The 20,420-nt window shown below is 38.8% G+C and carries 13 protein-coding genes; 5 read left to right on the top strand and 8 right to left on the bottom strand.

Annotation, left to right across the window (positions count from 1 at the left end):
* The 3 genes from ACJJVU_RS10495 (at position 1) to ACJJVU_RS10485 (ending at position 2,885) form a co-directional block, all read left to right on the top strand.
* Positions 1 to 270, top strand: coding sequence for a DUF4834 domain-containing protein (locus tag ACJJVU_RS10495; protein ID WP_108878692.1), 270 nt, complete (start codon positions 1 to 3; stop codon positions 268 to 270).
* Between the two features lie 89 nt (positions 271 to 359).
* Entirely contained in the window at positions 360 to 1,922 is a 1,563-nt protein-coding gene (locus ACJJVU_RS10490) for an NAD(P)/FAD-dependent oxidoreductase (RefSeq protein WP_405225082.1), read from the top strand.
* A 96-nt stretch (positions 1,923 to 2,018) separates the two neighbouring features.
* On the top strand, positions 2,019 to 2,885 hold the full coding sequence (locus ACJJVU_RS10485; protein ID WP_405225079.1) for a hydroxymethylglutaryl-CoA lyase: 867 nt from the start codon (positions 2,019 to 2,021) through the stop codon (positions 2,883 to 2,885).
* Between the two features lie 53 nt (positions 2,886 to 2,938).
* On the opposite strand, the gene ACJJVU_RS10480 is transcribed toward ACJJVU_RS10485, so the two are convergent.
* From ACJJVU_RS10480 to ACJJVU_RS10450, 7 genes are all read right to left on the bottom strand, one after another.
* Positions 2,939 to 5,116 (bottom strand): B12-binding domain-containing radical SAM protein, encoded by a 2,178-nt coding sequence (locus ACJJVU_RS10480; RefSeq protein WP_405225076.1) that lies wholly within the window; start codon positions 5,114 to 5,116, stop codon positions 2,939 to 2,941.
* Positions 5,117 to 5,206: 90 nt separating this feature from the next.
* Positions 5,207 to 5,680, bottom strand: a complete 474-nt coding sequence (locus ACJJVU_RS10475; RefSeq protein WP_405225073.1) for a nuclear transport factor 2 family protein — start codon at positions 5,678 to 5,680, stop codon at positions 5,207 to 5,209.
* Between the two features lie 5 nt (positions 5,681 to 5,685).
* Positions 5,686 to 6,576: a dienelactone hydrolase family protein gene (locus ACJJVU_RS10470; RefSeq protein ID WP_405225070.1), complete on the bottom strand. Its 891-nt coding sequence runs from the start codon at positions 6,574 to 6,576 to the stop codon at positions 5,686 to 5,688.
* Positions 6,577 to 6,657: 81 nt separating this feature from the next.
* Positions 6,658 to 8,208 (bottom strand): M20/M25/M40 family metallo-hydrolase, encoded by a 1,551-nt coding sequence (locus tag ACJJVU_RS10465; protein WP_405225067.1) that lies wholly within the window; start codon positions 8,206 to 8,208, stop codon positions 6,658 to 6,660.
* Positions 8,209 to 8,326: 118 nt separating this feature from the next.
* Positions 8,327 to 10,063, bottom strand: coding sequence for an alpha-amylase family glycosyl hydrolase (locus ACJJVU_RS10460; protein ID WP_405225064.1), 1,737 nt, complete (start codon positions 10,061 to 10,063; stop codon positions 8,327 to 8,329).
* Positions 10,064 to 10,141: 78 nt separating this feature from the next.
* Entirely contained in the window at positions 10,142 to 11,098 is a 957-nt protein-coding gene (locus ACJJVU_RS10455) for a tRNA dihydrouridine synthase (protein WP_405225061.1), read from the bottom strand.
* Positions 11,099 to 11,211: 113 nt separating this feature from the next.
* Complete coding sequence (locus tag ACJJVU_RS10450) at positions 11,212 to 12,480, bottom strand: nitrate/nitrite transporter (protein ID WP_405225058.1); 1,269 nt, start codon at positions 12,478 to 12,480, stop codon at positions 11,212 to 11,214.
* Between the two features lie 250 nt (positions 12,481 to 12,730).
* Here ACJJVU_RS10450 and ACJJVU_RS10445 point away from each other — a divergent pair, with 250 nt between their 5' ends.
* Entirely contained in the window at positions 12,731 to 14,347 is a 1,617-nt protein-coding gene (locus tag ACJJVU_RS10445) for an MrcB family domain-containing protein (protein WP_405225055.1), read from the top strand.
* Positions 14,348 to 14,350: 3 nt separating this feature from the next.
* Entirely contained in the window at positions 14,351 to 16,681 is a 2,331-nt protein-coding gene (locus ACJJVU_RS10440; protein WP_405225052.1) for a DUF2357 domain-containing protein, read from the top strand.
* Positions 16,682 to 16,820: 139 nt separating this feature from the next.
* On the opposite strand, the gene ACJJVU_RS10435 is transcribed toward ACJJVU_RS10440, so the two are convergent.
* Complete coding sequence (locus ACJJVU_RS10435) at positions 16,821 to 20,273, bottom strand: pyruvate carboxylase (RefSeq protein ID WP_405225049.1); 3,453 nt, start codon at positions 20,271 to 20,273, stop codon at positions 16,821 to 16,823.
* Positions 20,274 to 20,420 lie beyond the last annotated feature (147 nt).

The raw sequence follows: 20,420 nt of genomic DNA, 5'->3' as shown, positions 1-20,420 counted from the left end.
ATGCTCTTAGTTGCAGAAATTCCTAGTTTCCTAAAAACATTAGCCATCATATTGATGGTGTATTTTGGGTTGCGATTCTTAGGTAAATTACTTTGGCCTTATCTCGTAAAATACATTACTAAAAAGGCGGGACAGAAAATGGAAAACGCTTTTAAAGGTTTCCAGCAGCAAGCTCAACAAACACAAAGACCTACAGCTCAAACTAAAGATGTGCCTAAAAAAGCGTCAAAAGTGGTAGGTGAGTATGTAGACTATGAAGAAATAGACTAATCTTCTTTTTGTCTACAATTCCTGAAAATTACGTTTCAATTTTTAAATTCTAGTTCGGTTTCAAGATTGTAAGGACTTATCTTCGCGCTATGTCTACACTTGTTCAAATAAACGTACTTCCACACCAAGCAGAAGATGATGATTACATCGCAGAAGTTGCCTTTAAAAAAGCGCGACTAAGAGCAGATGATGTAAGAGAATGGGATATACGCAAGCGATCTATAGATGCTCGCAAATCACCAGTGAAAGTCTCACTACAGATAGAATTCTGGAAAAATGGAGAAGAGCGTCCCCAGATTCCTCCTTTTGTACCCCAAGATGTTTCAAATGCAAAAGAAATAGCGATTATAGGTGCTGGTCCTGCTGGATTATATGCCGCACTGCGCGCTGTAGAGGGCGGATTAAAACCTATTGTTTTTGAAAGAGGAAAAGATGTACGTGCGCGAAGACGCGATCTTGCAGCTATCAATAAAGAACATATTGTAAACCCAGATTCTAACTATTGTTTTGGAGAAGGAGGAGCAGGAACATATTCTGACGGGAAGTTATATACACGTTCAAAAAAACGTGGTAACGTACTTAAAGCTCTTGAGTGGTTTGTACACTTTGGAGCGGTAGAAGATATCTTAGTAGATGCGCATCCACATATAGGTACCAATAAATTGCCTAAAATCATTACTGCGATGCGTGAAGCCATCATTCAGTATGGTGGAGAGGTTAGATTTGATACAAAACTTACGGATCTCAAGGTAGAAGATAATGCCATTAAAGCAATACAGGTAAATGATACCGATTGGCTTGATTTTGATAACGTGATACTTGCCACAGGCCATTCTGCTCGTGATATATTTTACTTACTTCATAAACGCAAGATTAAGATAGAGGCAAAGCCTTTTGCAATAGGCGTGCGTATTGAGCATCAGCAAGAATTAATAGATGACATACAATACCATTCAGATGGTGATAATCCGTACTTACCACCAGCTTCTTATAGTCTGGTGCAGCAGGTGGACGGACTAGGAGTATATTCTTTTTGTATGTGTCCTGGCGGAATTATAGCACCTTGTGCTACAGATCAAGAAGAGATTGTAACTAACGGTTGGAGTCCTTCTAAGCGTGATAACCCGTATGCAAACTCGGGAATTGTGGTAAGTGTTACCCCAGAAGATTTACCTAATTACAAAGAAGGGGATCCTTTTGTGTGTTTAGACTTTCAAAAGTCGGTAGAGCGTGCATGTTGGGAAGCTGCAGGTAAAACTCAAGCAGCACCTGCACAGCGCATGCGTGATTTTATAGACGGTCGTGTGTCTAAGGATTTTCCTAAAACCTCTTACCAACCAGGAATTGTGTCGGTAGATCTTAATAAGGTATTGCCAGATATGATTGCCAAAAGATTGAAGAAGGCGTTCTTAGGTTTTGGACGAAAGATGCAAGGTTATCTCACTAATGATGCTGTAATACACGCTCCAGAAAGTCGTACATCATCTCCAGTTTCTATTCCTCGAGATTGGGAAACACTTGAGCATGTAGAGATTAAGGGATTATATCCATGTGGTGAAGGTGCTGGATATGCTGGAGGGATTATCTCGGCAGCGATTGATGGTATCAACTGCGTAGATAAAATTGTTGCAAAACAAGAAACACAGCAGTAGATGCTGTTGAATATTGTTGACAATTAAATTATAAAATCGTCACTTAATTGTCGCTTCTAGTTGTGATACAACAATTGAAACTGCTATTTTTACGTAGTGAATGAGAATGTAAAAATTATTGAGTGTCCTCGTGACGCGATGCAAGGTATAAAAGACTGGATTCCTACAGAGTCTAAGGTTCAATATATACAATCATTATTACGCTGTGGTTTTGACACCATAGACGTAGGAAGTTTTGTGTCGCCTAAGGCGATTCCTCAAATGAAGGATTCTGCAGAGGTTTTGCACAGTCTTGACCTCTCAAAGACAGATAGTAAGTTACTTTCTATTGTGGCAAACTTGCGTGGTGCTCAAGATGCCGTGCAGCATGAAATGGTAGATTATCTTGGTTATCCATTTTCTATCTCAGAGAACTTCCAGATGCGTAATACGCATAAAACTATCGCTCAATCTGTAGATTTATTGAAAGATATTATAGAGCTCGCTTCTTCTAAGGATAAAGAGCTCGTTGTTTATATTTCCATGGGATTTGGTAATCCATACGGTGACCCTTGGAATGTGGATATCGTAGGGGAGTGGGCAGAGAAGCTCAGCAGTATGGGAGTGAAAATACTTTCATTATCAGATACCGTTGGTACTTCAGATGCAGAAACTATAGATTATCTATTCTCTAATCTTATTAAGCGTTATCCAGAAGTGGAGTTTGGCGCGCATTTACACACAACGCCAACAACTTGGCATGAGAAGGTAGATGCAGCTTACAAAGCTGGTTGCCGTAGGTTTGACGGTGCAATTCAAGGTTTTGGTGGTTGCCCTATGGCAGCAGATGATCTTACAGGCAACATGCCTACAGAAAAGCTCATTTCTTACTTTGCTTCGGTAAAGGCAAATGATAATGTGAACGCAATGAGTTTTGAGAGTAGCTACAACGAAGCTTTAAAGGTTTTTCAGAAATATCACTAGTAGTATTTTTCTTGTTACGCTTTCGCGAAAGCGTACTTCAACAACCTATTATTTTATATAACCAGTAGTCCTGCTTCTCGCAAACTGAGCATAGCCTTAGAATACCAGAATAACTCAAAATTTTCTTTTGTTTCCTCATATGAAGTTTTGAGAGCTGCATAAGTAGGTAATTTATCTTGATGTGGACTCGCCATTGCTAGCATGTCAATTAGCCAAAGTGCATCTTGAGTATCTACGGTAATTTGTGTAGTTCCCGTTTGATCTTGAAACGTAAGCTCTGTTAGTTCGCGCTTTTTCTTTTTAAATGTCTTTTGCATAGGAGCAAATCCAAGCCACAAAATTCTAGAAGTAGATTTTGTATTAAACTGCAATTCATCTTGAAGGCTATCTTCTATCACATGTGGATGTATGGTTGTGCGAGGAACCTCAAAGTCAAACCACTCTTGCAAGCCCTCATCAAATCCAATACCGTGCATGTAGTTGAATAGTGATTTCTTAAGTCCGTAGCTGAATTTGCTATGGTCAATGCCTGTTTTATCACTAAAGTCTACATCATTATTTGCAAAGGTAATCTCATTGTAATGTGGAGTTACTCCGTAGCTTTCTGGGTCTTTACCTACAGGGCTGTGCGTGGTAAGAGCAAATTGATGCCAGAATCCAGATTGTATAATGCCCAGCTCAAAAAGCTGGCGTACCATCTCAAGACTATCTATCGTTTCTTGCTCCGTTTGAGTAGGATATCCATACATCAAGTAGGAGTGCACCATAATATCTGCTTCGGTAAAATTGAGTGTGACTTGAGCAACTTGTGCAACAGTCACTCCTTTATCAATAAGCTTCAATAGTCTATCTGAAGCGACTTCTAATCCGCCAGAAACGGCAATACAACCAGAGGCTTTGAGAAGTCTACACAAATCTTTAGTAAAGTTCTTTTCAAACCTGATGTTTGTCCACCAAGTTACTACCAGTTTGCGTTTGATGATTTCAAGCGCTAGCGCTTTCATGAGCGCAGGTGGCGCGGCTTCATCTACAAAGTGGAAACCAGTTTCTCCAGTTTGCGTTATAAGTGTTTCCATACGATCTACGAGAATACTCGCAGCGATGGGCTCGTAAATTTTTATATAATCTAACGAAATATCACAAAAGGTACATTTACCCCAGTAACATCCGTGCGCCATGGTAAGCTTATTCCAGCGACCATCACTCCACAAACTGTGCATAGGGTTTGCAATCTCAATCACAGAGACATACTCATCAAGTAATAAATCTGAATAATCTGGAGTACCTAAGTACGCCTGTTTATAGTCATGACGGAGCGTATTATTTTTATAAGTAACCTCACCATTTTCAAGAATGAATGTGCGCTTATAGGTAGGGTTTTCAACGTTTTGCACAACATCTTCCACGAGAAGTTCTACTGGGAGTTCGCCATCATCTAGCGTAATATAATCTATAAATTCAAAGACTCTCGTGTCTGTTAATTCTCGTAATTCTGTGTTAGGAAAACCACCTCCCATAGCCACTTTGACTGTTGGGTAGTGTTCTTTAATCCACTGCCCACATCTAAAAGCACTGTATAGATTCCCTGGAAATGGAACGGAGAGTAACACTAGTTTTGGTACGCTTTCGCGAAAGCGTGCTTCTAAAATCTCTATAGTAATCTCATCTATAATAGTAAGGTCATCTTGTAGCGAGGTGTATAACTCATCAAAAGAGTTTGCACTCTGACCCAAACGCTCTGCATAGCGACTAAATCCAAAATTAGGATCAATACACTCTACAATAAAATCTGAGAGGTCTTCTAGAAAAAGAGTGGCAAGGTGTTTTGCTTTGTCTTGCATTCCCATCTCACCAAAAGCCCACTCCATATCATCTAGCTGATCAAAACGAGAAGCACGTGGTAAGAAGTTGGCGGTGCAAATTTGCCTGGCGATGGTTTGATTATTTCCTTGTAAGAACGAGATCACATCATCAAGTAGCTTAACATAGGTATCTCGCATTGCATAGATACGCCTGCAATTATCTGAAACAATGGTATCATGCTCGTGAGCAACCTCAAAAAGCCTTGTAAACTCCTTAGACGAAAATAGTTGCAAAATAACCTCTATACCAAGATCCATCTGGAATGATGAGATATCCTTAGTATTTAAAAACCCTTTTATATATGCCGTAGCAGGATAAGGGGTATTGAGTTGCGTAAATGGCGGAGTGATGAGTAAAATATCTTTCAAAAAGAATGCTTTTTCTAACGGGGCATAAAGATACTTGAATTACTCCACACTATTGATATGAGTATCGTGACACTTTAAAAGGAAGCTGACTTATTGCGGATTTATCTCCATGTAGTTTTTAAGCATTCCGTTGGTCTTTTTTTGAATCGAGTTACGCATAAATCCTGACCATCCTAATAAAACTCCTGGCAGGCCAAGTGCTTGTTTAGTCCAGCTATACATATCGAAAGTATCGTGATGTTCTATAATTTTACCATCCTTAAATGTAAAGTTTGCAGTCACATGATTTATTACGGGGCGTTTTTTTGGTCCGTATGGATAGCGGGCTGTCCACTGCGCGCTTCCAGTGGTGGCTGTGGTTTCAATGTTACTATAGCTCACTTTATTGGCTCCTTTTCCACGCTCAATAAGCATGTGCCACATAGCTTTTGCTTCTTTGCCATGTAAGGTTCCAAACGCTGGATCAGAAAAAATAATGTCATTATGATAGCAAGCAGTCATTCCTGCTGCATCTCCGTTAGTAAACGCCTTGTAAAATGTTTCAATAAGAGTATTGTGGTTCATAAAGACTAGGCCTTGAGATATGTATTAAAAAATGCTATCGTTCTATCCCAAGCGAGCGTAGCGGCTTTCTCGTCAAATCGCGGAGTCGTGTTATTATGAAATCCATGATTGACACCTTCATAAAAGTGAGCCGTATGCGGAATATTATTTGCAGTAAGCACTTTTTCAAAAGCGGGCCATCCGGCGTTTACTCGTTCGTCGAGTCCTCCGTATTGTAGTAGGAGCGGAGCTTTGATTTCGGCGGCTTGTTCATCATCTGGTTGCCTTCCATAGAACGGCACAGCTCCTGCAAGATCAGGAAGTAATACTGCCATCATATTTGAAACCCATCCTCCAAAACAAAAACCTACCACAGCAACTTTGCCATTACAGTCTTCATGATTTTTAAGATAGTGATAGGCAGCAATAAAATCTTCTAGCATTTCCAGACGGTCGCGTTTGCGTTGCATTGCTCTACCATCATCATCATTACCAGGATACCCACCTAGCGGACTTAAAGCATCTGGTGCTAGGGATAAAAATCCAGCTTTGGCAGTGCGTCTTCCTACATCTTCTATGTACGGATTGAGTCCTCTGTTTTCATGAACAACAATGACTCCAGGTAATTTGCCTGTTGCATTTGCAGGTTTTGAGTATAATCCTTTAATGCTTCCGCCACCTTTGGGAGAATCGTACTGAATGTAGTCGCTATCGATAGTAGGATCATCTTGCGCTACGGTTTGCGTAGTTTCATAATCTGGTGTCATAAAACTAAGTAGCGCAGGTAGCGTTACTGCTCCCACAGCAAACACAGATAAGCGTTCGATAAAGATTCTTCGGTCTATTTTATTATGTGCGTAGTCGTCATAAAGATCAAAAACTCCTTGAGCAATATCTTCTTTTTTTAATGGTTTCATAGGCTTTTGGTCTTTTTAATGTGTAAGCTTTATTTAAAAAAAGATGGGTACACTTTCGCGAAAGCGTACCCATTATTTTAATTAATCCATTCCTCCTTTACGAGTAGGAGATCTAGGAGTAGGCCATTCTCTAGGCTCTCCAGAACGACGATCTATAGGTAAGACTGCACGCTCACGAGAAGTAAACTCTGGATCTTCACTAGCCATATAGGTTAATATCGCTGTAAGAATTACGTTGTTGCGTATATCGTCAAAAACGATTTTATCGTACGTATCACGGTTAGTGTGCCATGTGTAGTTCCAGTATGACCAGTTAAGGCTGCTTAGGCTAAAACCTGGCGCACCAGCTGCTTGAAAGGATGCATAATCAGATCCTCCGCGTGCAGGAGCTCCTGGAAATGTAGTCTCAATCTCATCTGTAATTTCATTTGGCACTGCATTAAGCCATCTACTAAGATAGTCGTAGCTTCTTAAAAATCCACCACCATTAAGGCGTACTACACGTCCAGTACCGTTATCTTGATTAAAAGATGCCTGCACCTTTGCTACAATCTCTGGATGATCTTCTACAAACGCTCTTGAGCCGTTAAGACCTTGCTCTTCACTTCCCCAGTGACCTACTAGAATAGTACGCTTTGGGTTAGGGTAAATCTTCTTTAAAATACGCATAGCTTCCATCATAACTAGCGTTCCCGTACCGTTATCTGTTGCTCCTGTACCACCATCCCAAGAATCAAAATGTGCCGAAAGGATTACATACTCTTCTGGTTTTTCTGTTCCTTTTATCTCGGCAATAGTGTTGAATGCAGGTACCGCTCCAAGTTCTTTTGAAATGGCTGTGATATTTATTTTTGGTGTATGTCCAGACTCAGCAAGTCTATATAACATTCCGTAATCCTCAAGTTCTAAATCTACGGTTGGGATTTTCTTTGTGCGTGCACTAAAGATTTTATTCACGCCAAAACCTCTTGACCAGTTTGAAGTTACAATACCCACAGCTCCAGCATTTTCTAGTGCTTCTGGCAATCCTCTATTTGTAAAACCAGTGCGCTGTATGTTATCATTCCATAGGTTAGAAAGTGAGTCGCGTTGTCTTTTCATTTTAGCAAAAGACTTTTCGGTTGCAAACTCTTCCCAGTTATAATCTGGTCGTCCTGTGATTTGTGGCATGGAAAGGAGTACAATTTTTCCTTTTACATTTTTAAGCCATCTTTCAAAATCCTTAGCATCTTTTACAGTAGGTAAGGTGATTACTTCTGCAGTAACTCCTTCTTTTGATGTGCTAGGATTCCATGCGAGTTGTGTACCGCGCAAGCTTTGTACACGTGGTTCTAGCATGTCTATGTGTGAGATACCACGTTCCCAGCCGCGCCATTCTCCGTATTTTTCATTTCTTGCTTCAATTCCCCAAGATTTGTATTGCGCTACTGCCCAATCATTGGCAGCTTGCATTTGTGGCGTTCCTACGAGTCTAGGTCCTAATACGTCTGTAATCTCGTGTGCTAACGTTTCTAGCTGTGAGTTTGTGGTGGCTTCTTTAATAAGCGCTTGTACGGTTGGGTTGTCCTTTTGGGCAAATAGCGAGGTGCTTAAAACAAGACCTAGCGCTAGTGTGCTGTATTTTAATTTCATTTGGATTGGTTTTTAAGATGGTAAAAGTTACGAATGCATTTTAAATTATGAGCAACTTCATTCACAATAAAGTAATTACATGCTTGTTAATTAAAATTATGCAAAGTTTTACGGTTAATTAGCTATTAGAAATGACCTTTTCTACACCATTTGAAGCATGAGTGACTGTAAATGAGTAGTCAGTGAAATTTGCTTTTAAGGTGGCTGTATCATCGTCCTGTTTCCAACGGATTTCAAGCTGACTAACATCTTCACTTTCTATGGTCATTGTTCCAGAAAATGCTGCAGCGGTGTTACGTAAACGCAGTAAGTCCAGTTGTTTTAAGACCACAGCTTTTTCTAGTCCGCGCTCAATATCTTCTTGCGTTAATGTAGTTCGGTTGATTTCTTTATGACCTCCTGTTCCAGTAGCGTCTGCCGCCTCATAATCATTCTTTCCTGCAAAAAGGTCTAAGTACCAAACCTGCGGTATTCCTGGCATAAATACTTGTAGTGCACGAGCGAGTAAGAGCTTACGGTCATCTTCGCCCAAGGCGCTGTAAAACGTCGCGTTTACTTGATAGTATGAGATTTTATTTCCTTCTGGATCATAAATGTTTTTTACGCGCCCACCACGATCTAAAATCGTTTCAATAATGTGTTCAATTTCGGCGTCCTTTAGAAGTCCTGGATGGTTATTTCCTTGTGCATCTGTGATTCCTTTAAGGTCCAGCACGGGTATCCCATCGTGGCAACCTAGCATATTTACGGTTTTGTAACCTTTGGTAATGACTTCTTGTGCCCAATGTACAAAAGCCGCTGTGTTTCCAGTTTCTATGGTGTGAATAACAAGTCCAGGGAAGAAGAAATCATAGATTTGAAAGCCTTCTGATGCTACTTCGTCGTGTAGACCTAATCCGTATTCTGAGTGAATCTCAGGAAGTAAGGTAAGATCATATTTTTGAGCAATTTGATTAATTCGCTCTAGATATGTCCACGTTCCTGGTTTGTTGAAAAAGTTAGTTTGCCCCACTTCTTTATGCAAATAAGCAAAGGCATCAAGGCGTAAGATTTTACATCCAAAATCGGCTACTTTTTTTAGTGTTTCATCATAAAAGTCCCACACCATTTCTGAGGTGCCGTTTACATCCATTTGACCAAGATAAGAGCGTTGTTGCTCAATGATCTTTAAAAGCTCAGGGATGTGAGGTGTTACGCTTTCGCGAAAGCGTACTTCAGAAATATCATATCCACCAGCAATCGCATTATTTACAAGTTCCACCGTATCCTTTTTATCTTCTTCTGACAGTTCGTTTAAAGTTTCTAAATCTTCAATCGTTATCGCGTGATACGTAATTTGCTGATAAAAAGTGTTCCAGTACGGGCGTTCTGTACCATCTGGAAACATTACTTTGAGCACTGGTAAGCCAGGCTTACGCATGAATAACTTATCTAGGTACTCTTTTTTGGGAACAGCGACACCGTTGTTGTAGGCATCTGCATTACCTTCCCAAAAGGTATTCCAGTCAATAAAAAAGTCTTTGTAGATAGAGTTGTCACCGTTTTCTAGCATGTCTTTAAACTGTGGTGAGCCTACAGAAAGGTGATTAAGCACAATGTCAAACTTAAGCATGACATCTAGCTTTTTGAGCGCATCGAGATCCTCTTGCGAGACAAGATCCGTATTGATGTTATAATCAACTATCGAAAATCCACGGTCTAGGTCGCTATTAAAAAATGTAGGCAAGACATAAAATAAGGAGAATACATCCTGTAATTCTGGACGTTGCAGTAAAGCTACGGTATCGCTTAGTTTTTTACCTATACTATCTGGGTATGCGTTAAGCATTACCCCATTGGGAATCTTAGACTTCATAGACGCGAATTAATTATGAAATCTAAAAATAGCGAAATTGACAGAAGAAAACGCTTTTATCAACCGCTTAGCGTAAAATTACTGTGCTCTGCGTTGTGCAGCGATAATTTCGCCCACAGCCTGTTTATATTTTACAGGATTTCCAGCCTTTTTAATTGCCTTATACACCTTTTGTGGATTGTGAGTAGACTGAGAGAAAAACTCCCAGAAGCCTAGCATCTTCATCTTGATAGGTGTAGGGCCAGATAGTGCAGCATCATACTGCTCGTAAATCGTATCGTGAAAAGCTCTAAAGGTTTCCCAGCGCTTTGCAGGATACTCCGTCGTATCTGCTTTAATCATACTTGCTAAAAACGGATCTGCAATGAGACCTCTACCTATCATAAAATGCTCGATAGAAGGAAATAACTCTCGCATTTTTCTAAACTGCTCGACGCTTGTAATATCACCGTTGTAGTATAGAGTGTGTTTTGCAACGTCTATACATTTCTGGAAACTTTCAAGATCAACACCACCTTTATACAGCTGTTTACCAAGCCGTGCATGAATAGCCACATTTTTAAGCGGATATTTATCTAGCACTTTAAAAGATTCTAAAATCTCATTTGGGCTCTCATAACCTAGGCGCATTTTCATAGAGATGGTCACATTAGACTCGCTATGTGCGCGATCAAGAATATGATCAATTTTTTCTGTGTTACAGATAAGCCCAGAACCCATTCCGCTTTTTGTAACCATCGGGTAGGGGCAACCTAAGTTCCAGTTGAGCTCCGTGTAGCCTAGCGATTCTATATATTTAATCACAAACATAAACTCATCTGCACTTGCCGTCATCACTTGTGGGATTACCTCAAGTGTCGTGTTTGCTGCAGGATCAAGATCACGTTGATAAGAACCCTTTATCGCCATCTTCCCGTTGAGACGTATGTAAGGCGCATAGTAGGTATCTATACCACCAAAAAATTGCTGTTGCGCATTACGGAATCTAAAGTCTGTAAAGCCTTGTAGTGGTGAGGAAAGAAGGGTATAGGGCATTGTTTGTATTTGGCTGCAAAGATAAATTTAAAAAGGATGGTATAACTTATGTTTTTTACGCTTTCGCGAAGTGAATTCGGGATTAGTTTCACGAAAGCTTATTTCCTTAAAGACTAGGCTTTATCATTACGTACAGAAAATCGATAAAACAACACAGAAGCCACAAGTCCAACTGCCGAAAACGCAGCGAGTAGCCAGAACACAGCCTCGTGACCCGCACGACCAGGCATCCCGTCTAAAAAGTAGCCAATCATAGGTCCTGCAAAAATATCTGGGGTGTAGCCTATAAATGAAATAACGCCCACAGCAGTACCCGTCAGATACAACGGAATATTTCCTTCCTTCATCACGGCAAAATACAGCACACGCGAAGCATACACACCTACGGCTGTGATAATGATAGAGAGAAAAAATAGTAGGGTAGTTCCTTCATGAAGCACTCCCGAAGCAAGTAGTATGGCGCCAAAAACTGACAGTACAAAACCTATCATCAAGTACACAGACGCTCTAGATCTATCTGCTAGAAAACCAATTACCACGCCTACTACGGGACGAATAAAAAGTAAGAAAGTACCTGTTTTGGCAGCGTCCACCTCATTGTATCCCATCACTACATTTGCATATAGCGAGAAGATATCTGTGATTTTATAGCCTACATATGCACAAAGTATAATGACCATAAGCAAGCTTACAGAGGGTAGTAGCATTACTTGCTTTATGGTGTTTACGGTTATTTTTTCTCGATTGATTTCCTCAGCTGCTACATCACTTTTGAGAAAGAAAAACACAAGAACCCCAATAATTGCTACAATGGCAGAAGAGTAATAGATGACGGAAGTAAACGCATCTGCTTGTTGTTCTGGTGATAGTTCGCTTCCATTTTCCGGAGCAAACAACGAAAAAATAAGCACACCCAATGCTCCAAAAAGCGCACCTACAAGGCCGCGACCGCCATCTAGAAAGCCGAAGGCTTTTCCTTGGCTTTTCTCACCACCCCAAACACGTGTGGCTTTTATCATCGCCGCCCAAAACAAGAAAATAGTCGTAAACCCCCAAAAGCCATACAGCACTTGCAAAGTAACTAGCGAGGGATTATTGGCATATACCAGTCCGCCCAGGGCGGTGAGTACAAGTGCCACACCCATTAACTTACGAGGAGGAAACCTATCTGCCAGCGGACCGCCGAAAAGGTAAGACACCAGCGCCACTATGCCATAAATAGAAAAGCAAAAACCAAGCTCTGTGTTGTTTATCTCAAATACATCAAGCACCGTCGCTCTAAAAACCCTAGCCAACACAAACGGCAATATAAAAACCGCCTCTCCCGCTAGTATGAGCAATAGGATATAGGTGATGGAATGTTTTTGCGGTTTGGCGTCCATAGGTTGAGTGGTGGAAGTGTTTTACTCAAAGATATGGTTTTGGTGGGGATGGGTTGGGAGGTTCTACTTTTGAAATTTCTTATAGATTTAAATATTGGACTATAATTTAACTTAGGCTCAAAATTTTGTAATGTTTTTTTATGGAGTTTTGTTAGTAGTATTAATTATAATTGTTGCTGTAATTCTTTTTATTTCTGACAATCAGATATAATAGTGCTCTTAAGATTCCAAAGATTAAATTATTATAATAATGAACGATTCTGAAAATTATCATGACGAACTAGTAAATTTCATAAATCAAGCAAAAACAAACAACCTTAAAACAAAGCACTACTTAAAAGAATACAAAGGGACTAAGGTTAAGGTAAGTTTCGGTCAAGGAGTTTCAGCTCGTATACCATGGATATCTTTTCTGATAGAACCTTTTACGACAAGTGAAGGTATTTACCCTGTATATTTATTTTACAAGAGTATTGATAAACTTGTCCTGGCATATGGTATTAGTGAGACAAAAAAGCCACAGATTAATTGGGATTTACCAAACCTAATCACAATCAAGAAATTTTTTCTACAAAACGGATATAATAAGCCTGAGAGATATGGAGATTCTTTTATATACAAGGTCTATGACACGCATAATCTTCCTAATAATGAAATATTAAATATTGATTTAGATAATATAATAGGAACTTATTATAGAATGACTATTTCAAATAAACTTTCAATGCCTATCTCTAAATCAGATAGTTTCAAGTATATTAAATTTCTAGCAGACTTACAGTATTCTGGACTAAACTTTACTCCAGAATTAATAAAGAGATACATCTCATCTTTGGCAACAAAACCTTTTGTTTTACTTAGTGGCCTTTCCGGCTCTGGAAAAACAAAATTAGCACAAGCTTTTGCGCGATGGATTAGTGAAAATGATGAGCAATATTGTATAGTTCCAGTAGGAGCAGATTGGACTAATAGAGAGCCTTTATTGGGCTACGTAAATGCATTAAATGTTGATGAGTACATATTGCCAGAAAATGGCGCCTTAAATCTACTTGTTGAGGCTAATAAGGATGAAAATCAGAAGAAGCCTTATTTCTTGATTCTAGATGAAATGAACTTAAGTCATGTAGAACGATACTTTGCAGATTTTCTAAGTGTAATGGAATCTAAGGACCTTCTAAAATTACATAGTTCTAATATCGATAAGGGAACAGTACCACCAACTATAAATTGGCCGAAAAATTTATTTATCATTGGTACAGTTAATATAGATGAAACTACTTATATGTTTAGTCCAAAAGTGTTGGATAGAGCTAACGTCATTGAGTTTAGAGTTAACAAGGATGAAATTTTTAAATTTTTAGAGTCGCCAACAGAAATAGACTTTTCTAATTTAGACAGTAAAGGAGCAACAATGGGAGAAGATTTTATCTCGTTGACTTCAAATAAAGAATTTCCTGAGATTGATACAACAATACTAAATGAAAAGTTAGTATTGTTTTTTGAAGAACTAAAGAAGACAGGTGCTGAATTTGGTTATCGTACTGCGAGTGAAATACACAGATTATACAACCAATTAACCACTTTAGATAATAAAATGCCTGAAGAAGCAAAAATAGATATTGCCATCATGCAAAAACTATTACCAAAACTACACGGTTCTAGGCGTAAACTTTGTCCTATTTTAGAAACTTTAGCATCGTTCTGTGTTATTGAAAAAACAGATGTCTTAAAAGATTTTCTTAACAACAAAGAGGATATAGATTATAGAACAAACAAAAGTGTAATGTATCCTCTGTCTCTCGAAAAAATAACAAGAATGTATAAAGGAGCCGTAGATAATGGATTTGCTAGTTATGCAGAAGCCTAGTATATGGAGAAAAAACAATCCATAGAAATAGATTTATCATTTGTAGAACCTAGTTTGTACCTATATATCGACGCTCAGAAAAAAGGCGATATAGAAGTAGATGCAACTAACCTTTATACTAATGAACCTACATATCAATTGAAGGAAGGGTGTTTCTATGACTTTGAATTTTTTCATAAAAATGAAAGTACAGCTAAGAAATTTAGGCTTTTATGTAGTGACCAAACTAATATTATAAAGAGTAGGAAACGAAAGGGACATATTGGAGTAATTGCACCTAACATTTTTGTAGGTACTTTGTCTTTACAAATTTTGAATGTTGAAATTCCTGAAGATAAAAAGGATTTAAAATTAGAAGTTCAATCTACTAAAACGAGTTATCGCCAAGATTATCAGTACATGTTAAATGATATAACATCAAAGTGTACAGACCTTATAATTCAGGCAAACTCGCCAGTGAGTCATTCATTTGAAATAAACCCAGAAACAAAAAATAAAACGCTCTACCAACGTTTCGCTTTTATTAGTTCTATCATAAACTCAGAAGAGTTTGATGAAGCTTTGCAACGCATTGTGACAAGTCCGACAACGACTTGGACAGAGGAGACAGAGCTTACAGATGTCAGAAAAATAAGACGGTTCAAGAACAGAGAATTAAGGCTATTATTAAACAGTGATAATCGTTTAAATTTAAATAGCTCACATCCATTGTTTCATATGGGTGTCCAATCTGTTGCAACTAAGATTGAATCCTATAGAAAACTTGAAAGCGTTGATACCTCAGAAAATAGATTCATTAAACATGCTTTAGAAACCTTCTTGAAGTTTTGTATGGATATTTCAAATCATCCAAATGCTGGTCAAAGGTTAAAAGAAGAGGCAGACACTGTTTCTGAAAAACTAGAGGGACATTTACAGCATGATTTGTTTAAATCTGTTTCTAGACCAACTACCTTAAAATTAAATAGCCCTACACTTCAGAAAAAGGAAGGTTACCGAGAGTTACTGAAAGTTTGGTTAAAATATGATTTAGCTGCTCAACTTATATGGAATGGAGGAGATGAAGTTTATAGTGGAGGTAAAAAAGACATAGCAACACTTTATGAATATTGGCTGTTTTTTAAACTTTTAGAAGTTTTGAAAAATGTATTTGATATTGAGCCAAAGGAATTAGAAAAATTGATTGTTCTTTCTAAGGATAATTTAAGTCTACAACTCAAGCAAGGAAAGGTTACCGCATTAGATGGAACTTTTACAAAGGGGAATAGACATTTAAATATTAGATTTAATTACAATAGAAGTTTTAGAGGAGGTACAAAGGATATTTCTAAGTCTGGAAGTTGGACAACCACTTTACGACCTGATTATACATTATCTATTTGGCCGACAACATTGAAAGAAATTGAAGCAGAGGCGCAAGACCAAATTGTACATATTCATTTTGATGCTAAATATAAAATTGCCAATATCAATCATATTCTAGGTGAAGATTCTAGTGATGGTGATTTGCAAAAAGAGAAAAAGAATAACCTAAAGGGTATTTATAAGAATGTAGATTTACTAAAAATGCACGCTTACAAGGATGCCATAAGACGAACAAGCGGAGCTTATGTTCTATATCCTGGGGAAACTAATAAACCACTTCGAGGGTTTCATGAAGTGCTTCCAGGCTTAGGAGCCTTTCCTATTAAGCCTTCCGAAAATGAAAATGAAACTATTTATCTAGAAAGTTTTATAAAGGAGGTTTTAGAGCATTTTCTAAATGCTGCATCACAACGTGAGAATATCGCATACAAAACTCACACTGTTTATAAGAATGAAAATCCTAATGAAATTTCAGAACCCATACCGGAGTACTTAGATTTAGAACAAAAACAAAAATTAATACCAGATGAAACTAATGTTCTAGTGGGTTACGTAAAGTCTAATAAAAGGAAAGAAAGAATGGATTGGTTTCTTAAAAATGGTATGTATAATTTTAGGATGAATAACGATAAAGGAGGTCTTAGTTTTTCTGAAAAAGAGGCAAGTGCGAAATTTCTATTAATTCGAGATTCAAAAAACGGTATAGCAACTGAAATTTATAAATTGAAAAGTGGAATTGAAGTGTTTACTGGAAAAATGTTAGAAGAACTTGGACATCCAGATGCTAAAAGGGAAGCCTATCTCATTGTAAGATTTGAAAATCAAAAATTACCAGAATTCAAGGATACAATCTTTAACTATGGACAAACAAAAGAATTTGCCAAGCTTAAAATAAAATATAAAAACGAGCAACAGTTAGCGGGCGTGCCATTTGCTACCTCATTATCTTCATTATTACGGATGACTTAATTTATTACTATCAATAGATAATATTTTAACCATATTTGATTATCGAACCCACAAAAAAAACCACCCAATTCCTCGGGTGGTTTTTAGTTTGTTACACTTTCGCGAAAGCGTACTTATAAGAAATCAATAGAGTAGCGCACTACTCAATGGTAAGGACAAGGTCATTTTGTGAGACCATATTGCCGTCGCTTACGGTAATGGATGCTACGTGGCCGTCTTTTGAGGCGACTACGGTGGTTTCCATCTTCATGGCTTCTATGATAAACAGTGGGTCGTTTTCCTTTACCTCTTGTCCTTTTTTGACAAGCACTTTATAGAGCGATCCTTGTAGGGGAGCACCTATCTGGTTGCTGTTTTCTGGGTCTACTTTAAGATTTTCTACTTTCTTAATGTTGAGCGAGGTGTCGTGTACTTCGACAAAGCGGTTTTCACCGTTTACTTTAAAGAACACGGTGCGCATTCCTTCATCACTAGGTATACCAATAGAAAGCAATTTGATGATGACCGTTTTACCAGGTTCTAGCTCAATGAGAATCTCTTCTCCTAATGCCATACCGTAAAAGAAATTCTTAGTAGGTACGAGGGCTAGGTTGCCATACTTCTTGTAATTTTCATGCGCTTGCTCAAACACCTTAGGGTAGAGCATGTATGATAAGAAGTCTTCCATCTCTAGAGGACGTGTAAACCCTTTTTGAAACTTGGTTGTAAACGCTGTATACTCCTCATCAAAATCTACAGGAGCCAGATGCGCGTTAGGGCGGTCTGTATAGGCGTCTTTATTCTTTAAGATGATAGCCTGTAATTTTTTAGGGAATCCGCCTACTGGCTGCCCTAAATCGCCTTTAAAGAAATTAATCACAGATTCTGGGAAGGAAATCGTGTCGCCACGTTCCATCACATCTTCTGGCGTAAGGTTATTAGTCACCATAAATATCGCCATATCACCTACTACTTTTGAGCTAGGCGTTACTTTAACTAGGTTTCCAAACATACTATTTACGGCAGCATACATCTTTTTTACTTCGGCAAAGCGATCACCAAGACCTAGCGCCGTTGCTTGTGGTCTAAGGTTAGAATATTGCCCTCCAGGAATTTCATGTTCAAAAACTTCTGCGGTTCCTGCCTTGAGTCCAGACTCAAAAGGGTAGTAGAGTTCGCGCGTGTCTTCCCAGAAATTTGAAAACTGATTGAGTTTGTCCATCTCAAAAGGATGCTCACGCTCTTGATATTTCATCATCTCCACGACCGCATTAAAGTTAGGTTGAGACGTAAGTCCTGATAGTCCGCCTAGGGCTACATCTACCACATCTACATTTGCCTCAATGGCTTTGAGATAGGTAGCAGTCTGTAGTGATGATGTATCATGTGTATGTAAGTGGATTGGTAAGTTTACGGTGTCTTTAAGCGCTGTTACCAGTTCTGTTGCGGCATATGGTTTTAAGAGTCCTGCCATGTCTTTTATGGCAATCATATGTGCTCCTGCGTTTTCAAGATCTTTTGCTAGCTGGGTATAATACTTAAGATCATACTTAGTTTGCTTTACATCAAGGATATCTCCGGTGTAGCTTATCGCACCTTCGGCAATTCCTCCTGTGAGGTTACGCACATACTGGATGCTAGGTTCCATGGCTTTTACCCAGTTAAGCGAATCGAATATTCTAAAAATATCTACACCATTCTCCCAAGATTTTTCGACAAATTTCTCTATCAAGTTATCTGGATATGCCTTGTATCCTACACCGTTTGATCCTCTTAAGAGCATCTGGAAAAGAATATTAGGCACTGCTTTACGTAATTCGCGCAGGCGTGTCCACGGGCTTTCGTGCAAGAAACGCAGACAAACATCAAAGGTTGCACCTCCCCAAACTTCCATACTAAAGGTGTTAGGGTGATTCTTTGCAAAACTAGATGCTACCTTGAGCATATCGAACGAGCGCATGCGTGTGGCCAGTAGGGACTGGTGTGCATCACGCATGGTTGTATCTGTATAATGAATCTTTTTTTCTGCCATGAGCCATTTACAAAACTCCTCTGGACCTAACTCTGTGAGTAAGTCTTTGGTCCCTTTCGGGAAAGGATCTGAGAGGCTGTATAATGGGGTTTCTGGTGTTCTAAAAATCTTAGAATCATCCTTTTTCTTGACGTCAGAATTTCCATTCACACTAACTTCTGCAAGAAACTGAACCACTTTTGAAGTTCTGTCTTGTGATAGTTTGATGTCAAATAGGGAAGGAGTGTTCTGTATAAAGTTTACGGTAGTCTCTCCGTTTTTAAAAGTATCAGTCTGGATGACATTTTGCAGAAAATGAATGTTAGTCTCTACACCACGTATTCTAAACTCTTTTAATGCTCTTACCATCTTACGGATAGAGCCATCAAGCGTTCTACCATGTGCAGAAACTTTAACAAGCATAGAGTCAAAAAACGGACTTACTTTATAGCCTTGGTAAATGCTTCCCGCATCAAGACGGATTCCCATCCCAGAAGCACTACGGTAGGTAGTAATCTTACCATAATCTGGCGTAAAGTTATTCACAGGATCTTCGGTTGTAAGGCGGCACTGTATCGCAAACCCATAAGTACCAATAGATTCTTGACCGTAAATCTTAATCTGCTTGTCTGATAGGTTATAACCTCCAGCGACAAATATCTGAGTTTTTACGAGATCGATGCCTGTTACCATCTCAGTAACCGTATGCTCCACTTGAATACGCGGATTTACTTCAATGAAGTAAATATTATCATCTGCATCTACCAAAAACTCAACAGTACCAATATTGTTGTAGTTTACTTCGGTAGCAATGGCAACGGCATATTTGTATAGATTATCTCGTAGTGTTTGTGATAGCCCATAAGAAGGAGCCATCTCTACCACCTTCTGGTGTCTACGTTGTACAGAGCAGTCACGCTCATATAGGTGTCTGATGTTACCGTGAGAATCTGCTACAATCTGTACTTCTATATGCTTAGGATCTTCTACATATTTCTCAAGAAACATGGTATCATCACCAAAGGAGTTAAGCGCCTCATTACGAGCGGAGTCAAAACTAAGCTGTAAATCTTCTTCTTTACGAATGATGCGCATCCCTCTACCACCACCACCTGAGGCAGCTTTAAGCATCACTGGGTAGCCAATTTTTGTAGCTTCAGAAAGTGCAATATCAAGTGTGTCTAACGCAATTTTATTACTTTCTATTATAGGTACATTACACTTTTGTGCTACTTTTTTTGCAGTGATTTTATCACCTAGCGCATCCATCACCTCAGGTTTAGGACCTATAAAAATGATACCGTTTTCGGCACATTTTCTAGCAAAGGTGGAGTTTTCAGATAAGAAACCGTATCCGGGGTGAATGGCATCTACATTTTTAGATTTGGCTAAGTCAATAATCTGATCCATATCAAGGTAGGGCTTGAGTGGCTCATTATTCTTGCCTATTTGGTAAGACTCATCTGCTTTATTGCGATGTTGTGAGTATCTGTCTTCGTAGGTATAAATCGCAACTGTAGCGATATTAAGTTCGGTACAGGCACGCAGTACTCTAATAGCAATTTCCCCGCGATTGGCGACAAGGACTTTTTTAATTTTCATTATATAAGATAGGTTGTTGTGTTACGAAATCGTTGTAGTAGTAGGGTACAAAAAAAGCCACTTCAATAGGAGAAGTGGCTTTGATAAAATTAAATTTTCGCGCAAGCGAACATAAACACTTTTAAGTCATTTTCAATACGTAATCTA

This window comes from Dokdonia sp. Asnod1-B02 (assembly GCF_045063955.1).
Lineage (GTDB): Bacteria > Bacteroidota > Bacteroidia > Flavobacteriales > Flavobacteriaceae > Dokdonia.
Note: the sequence above shows the minus strand (reverse complement) of the source record. Positions and strands in the feature narration are given on the sequence as shown.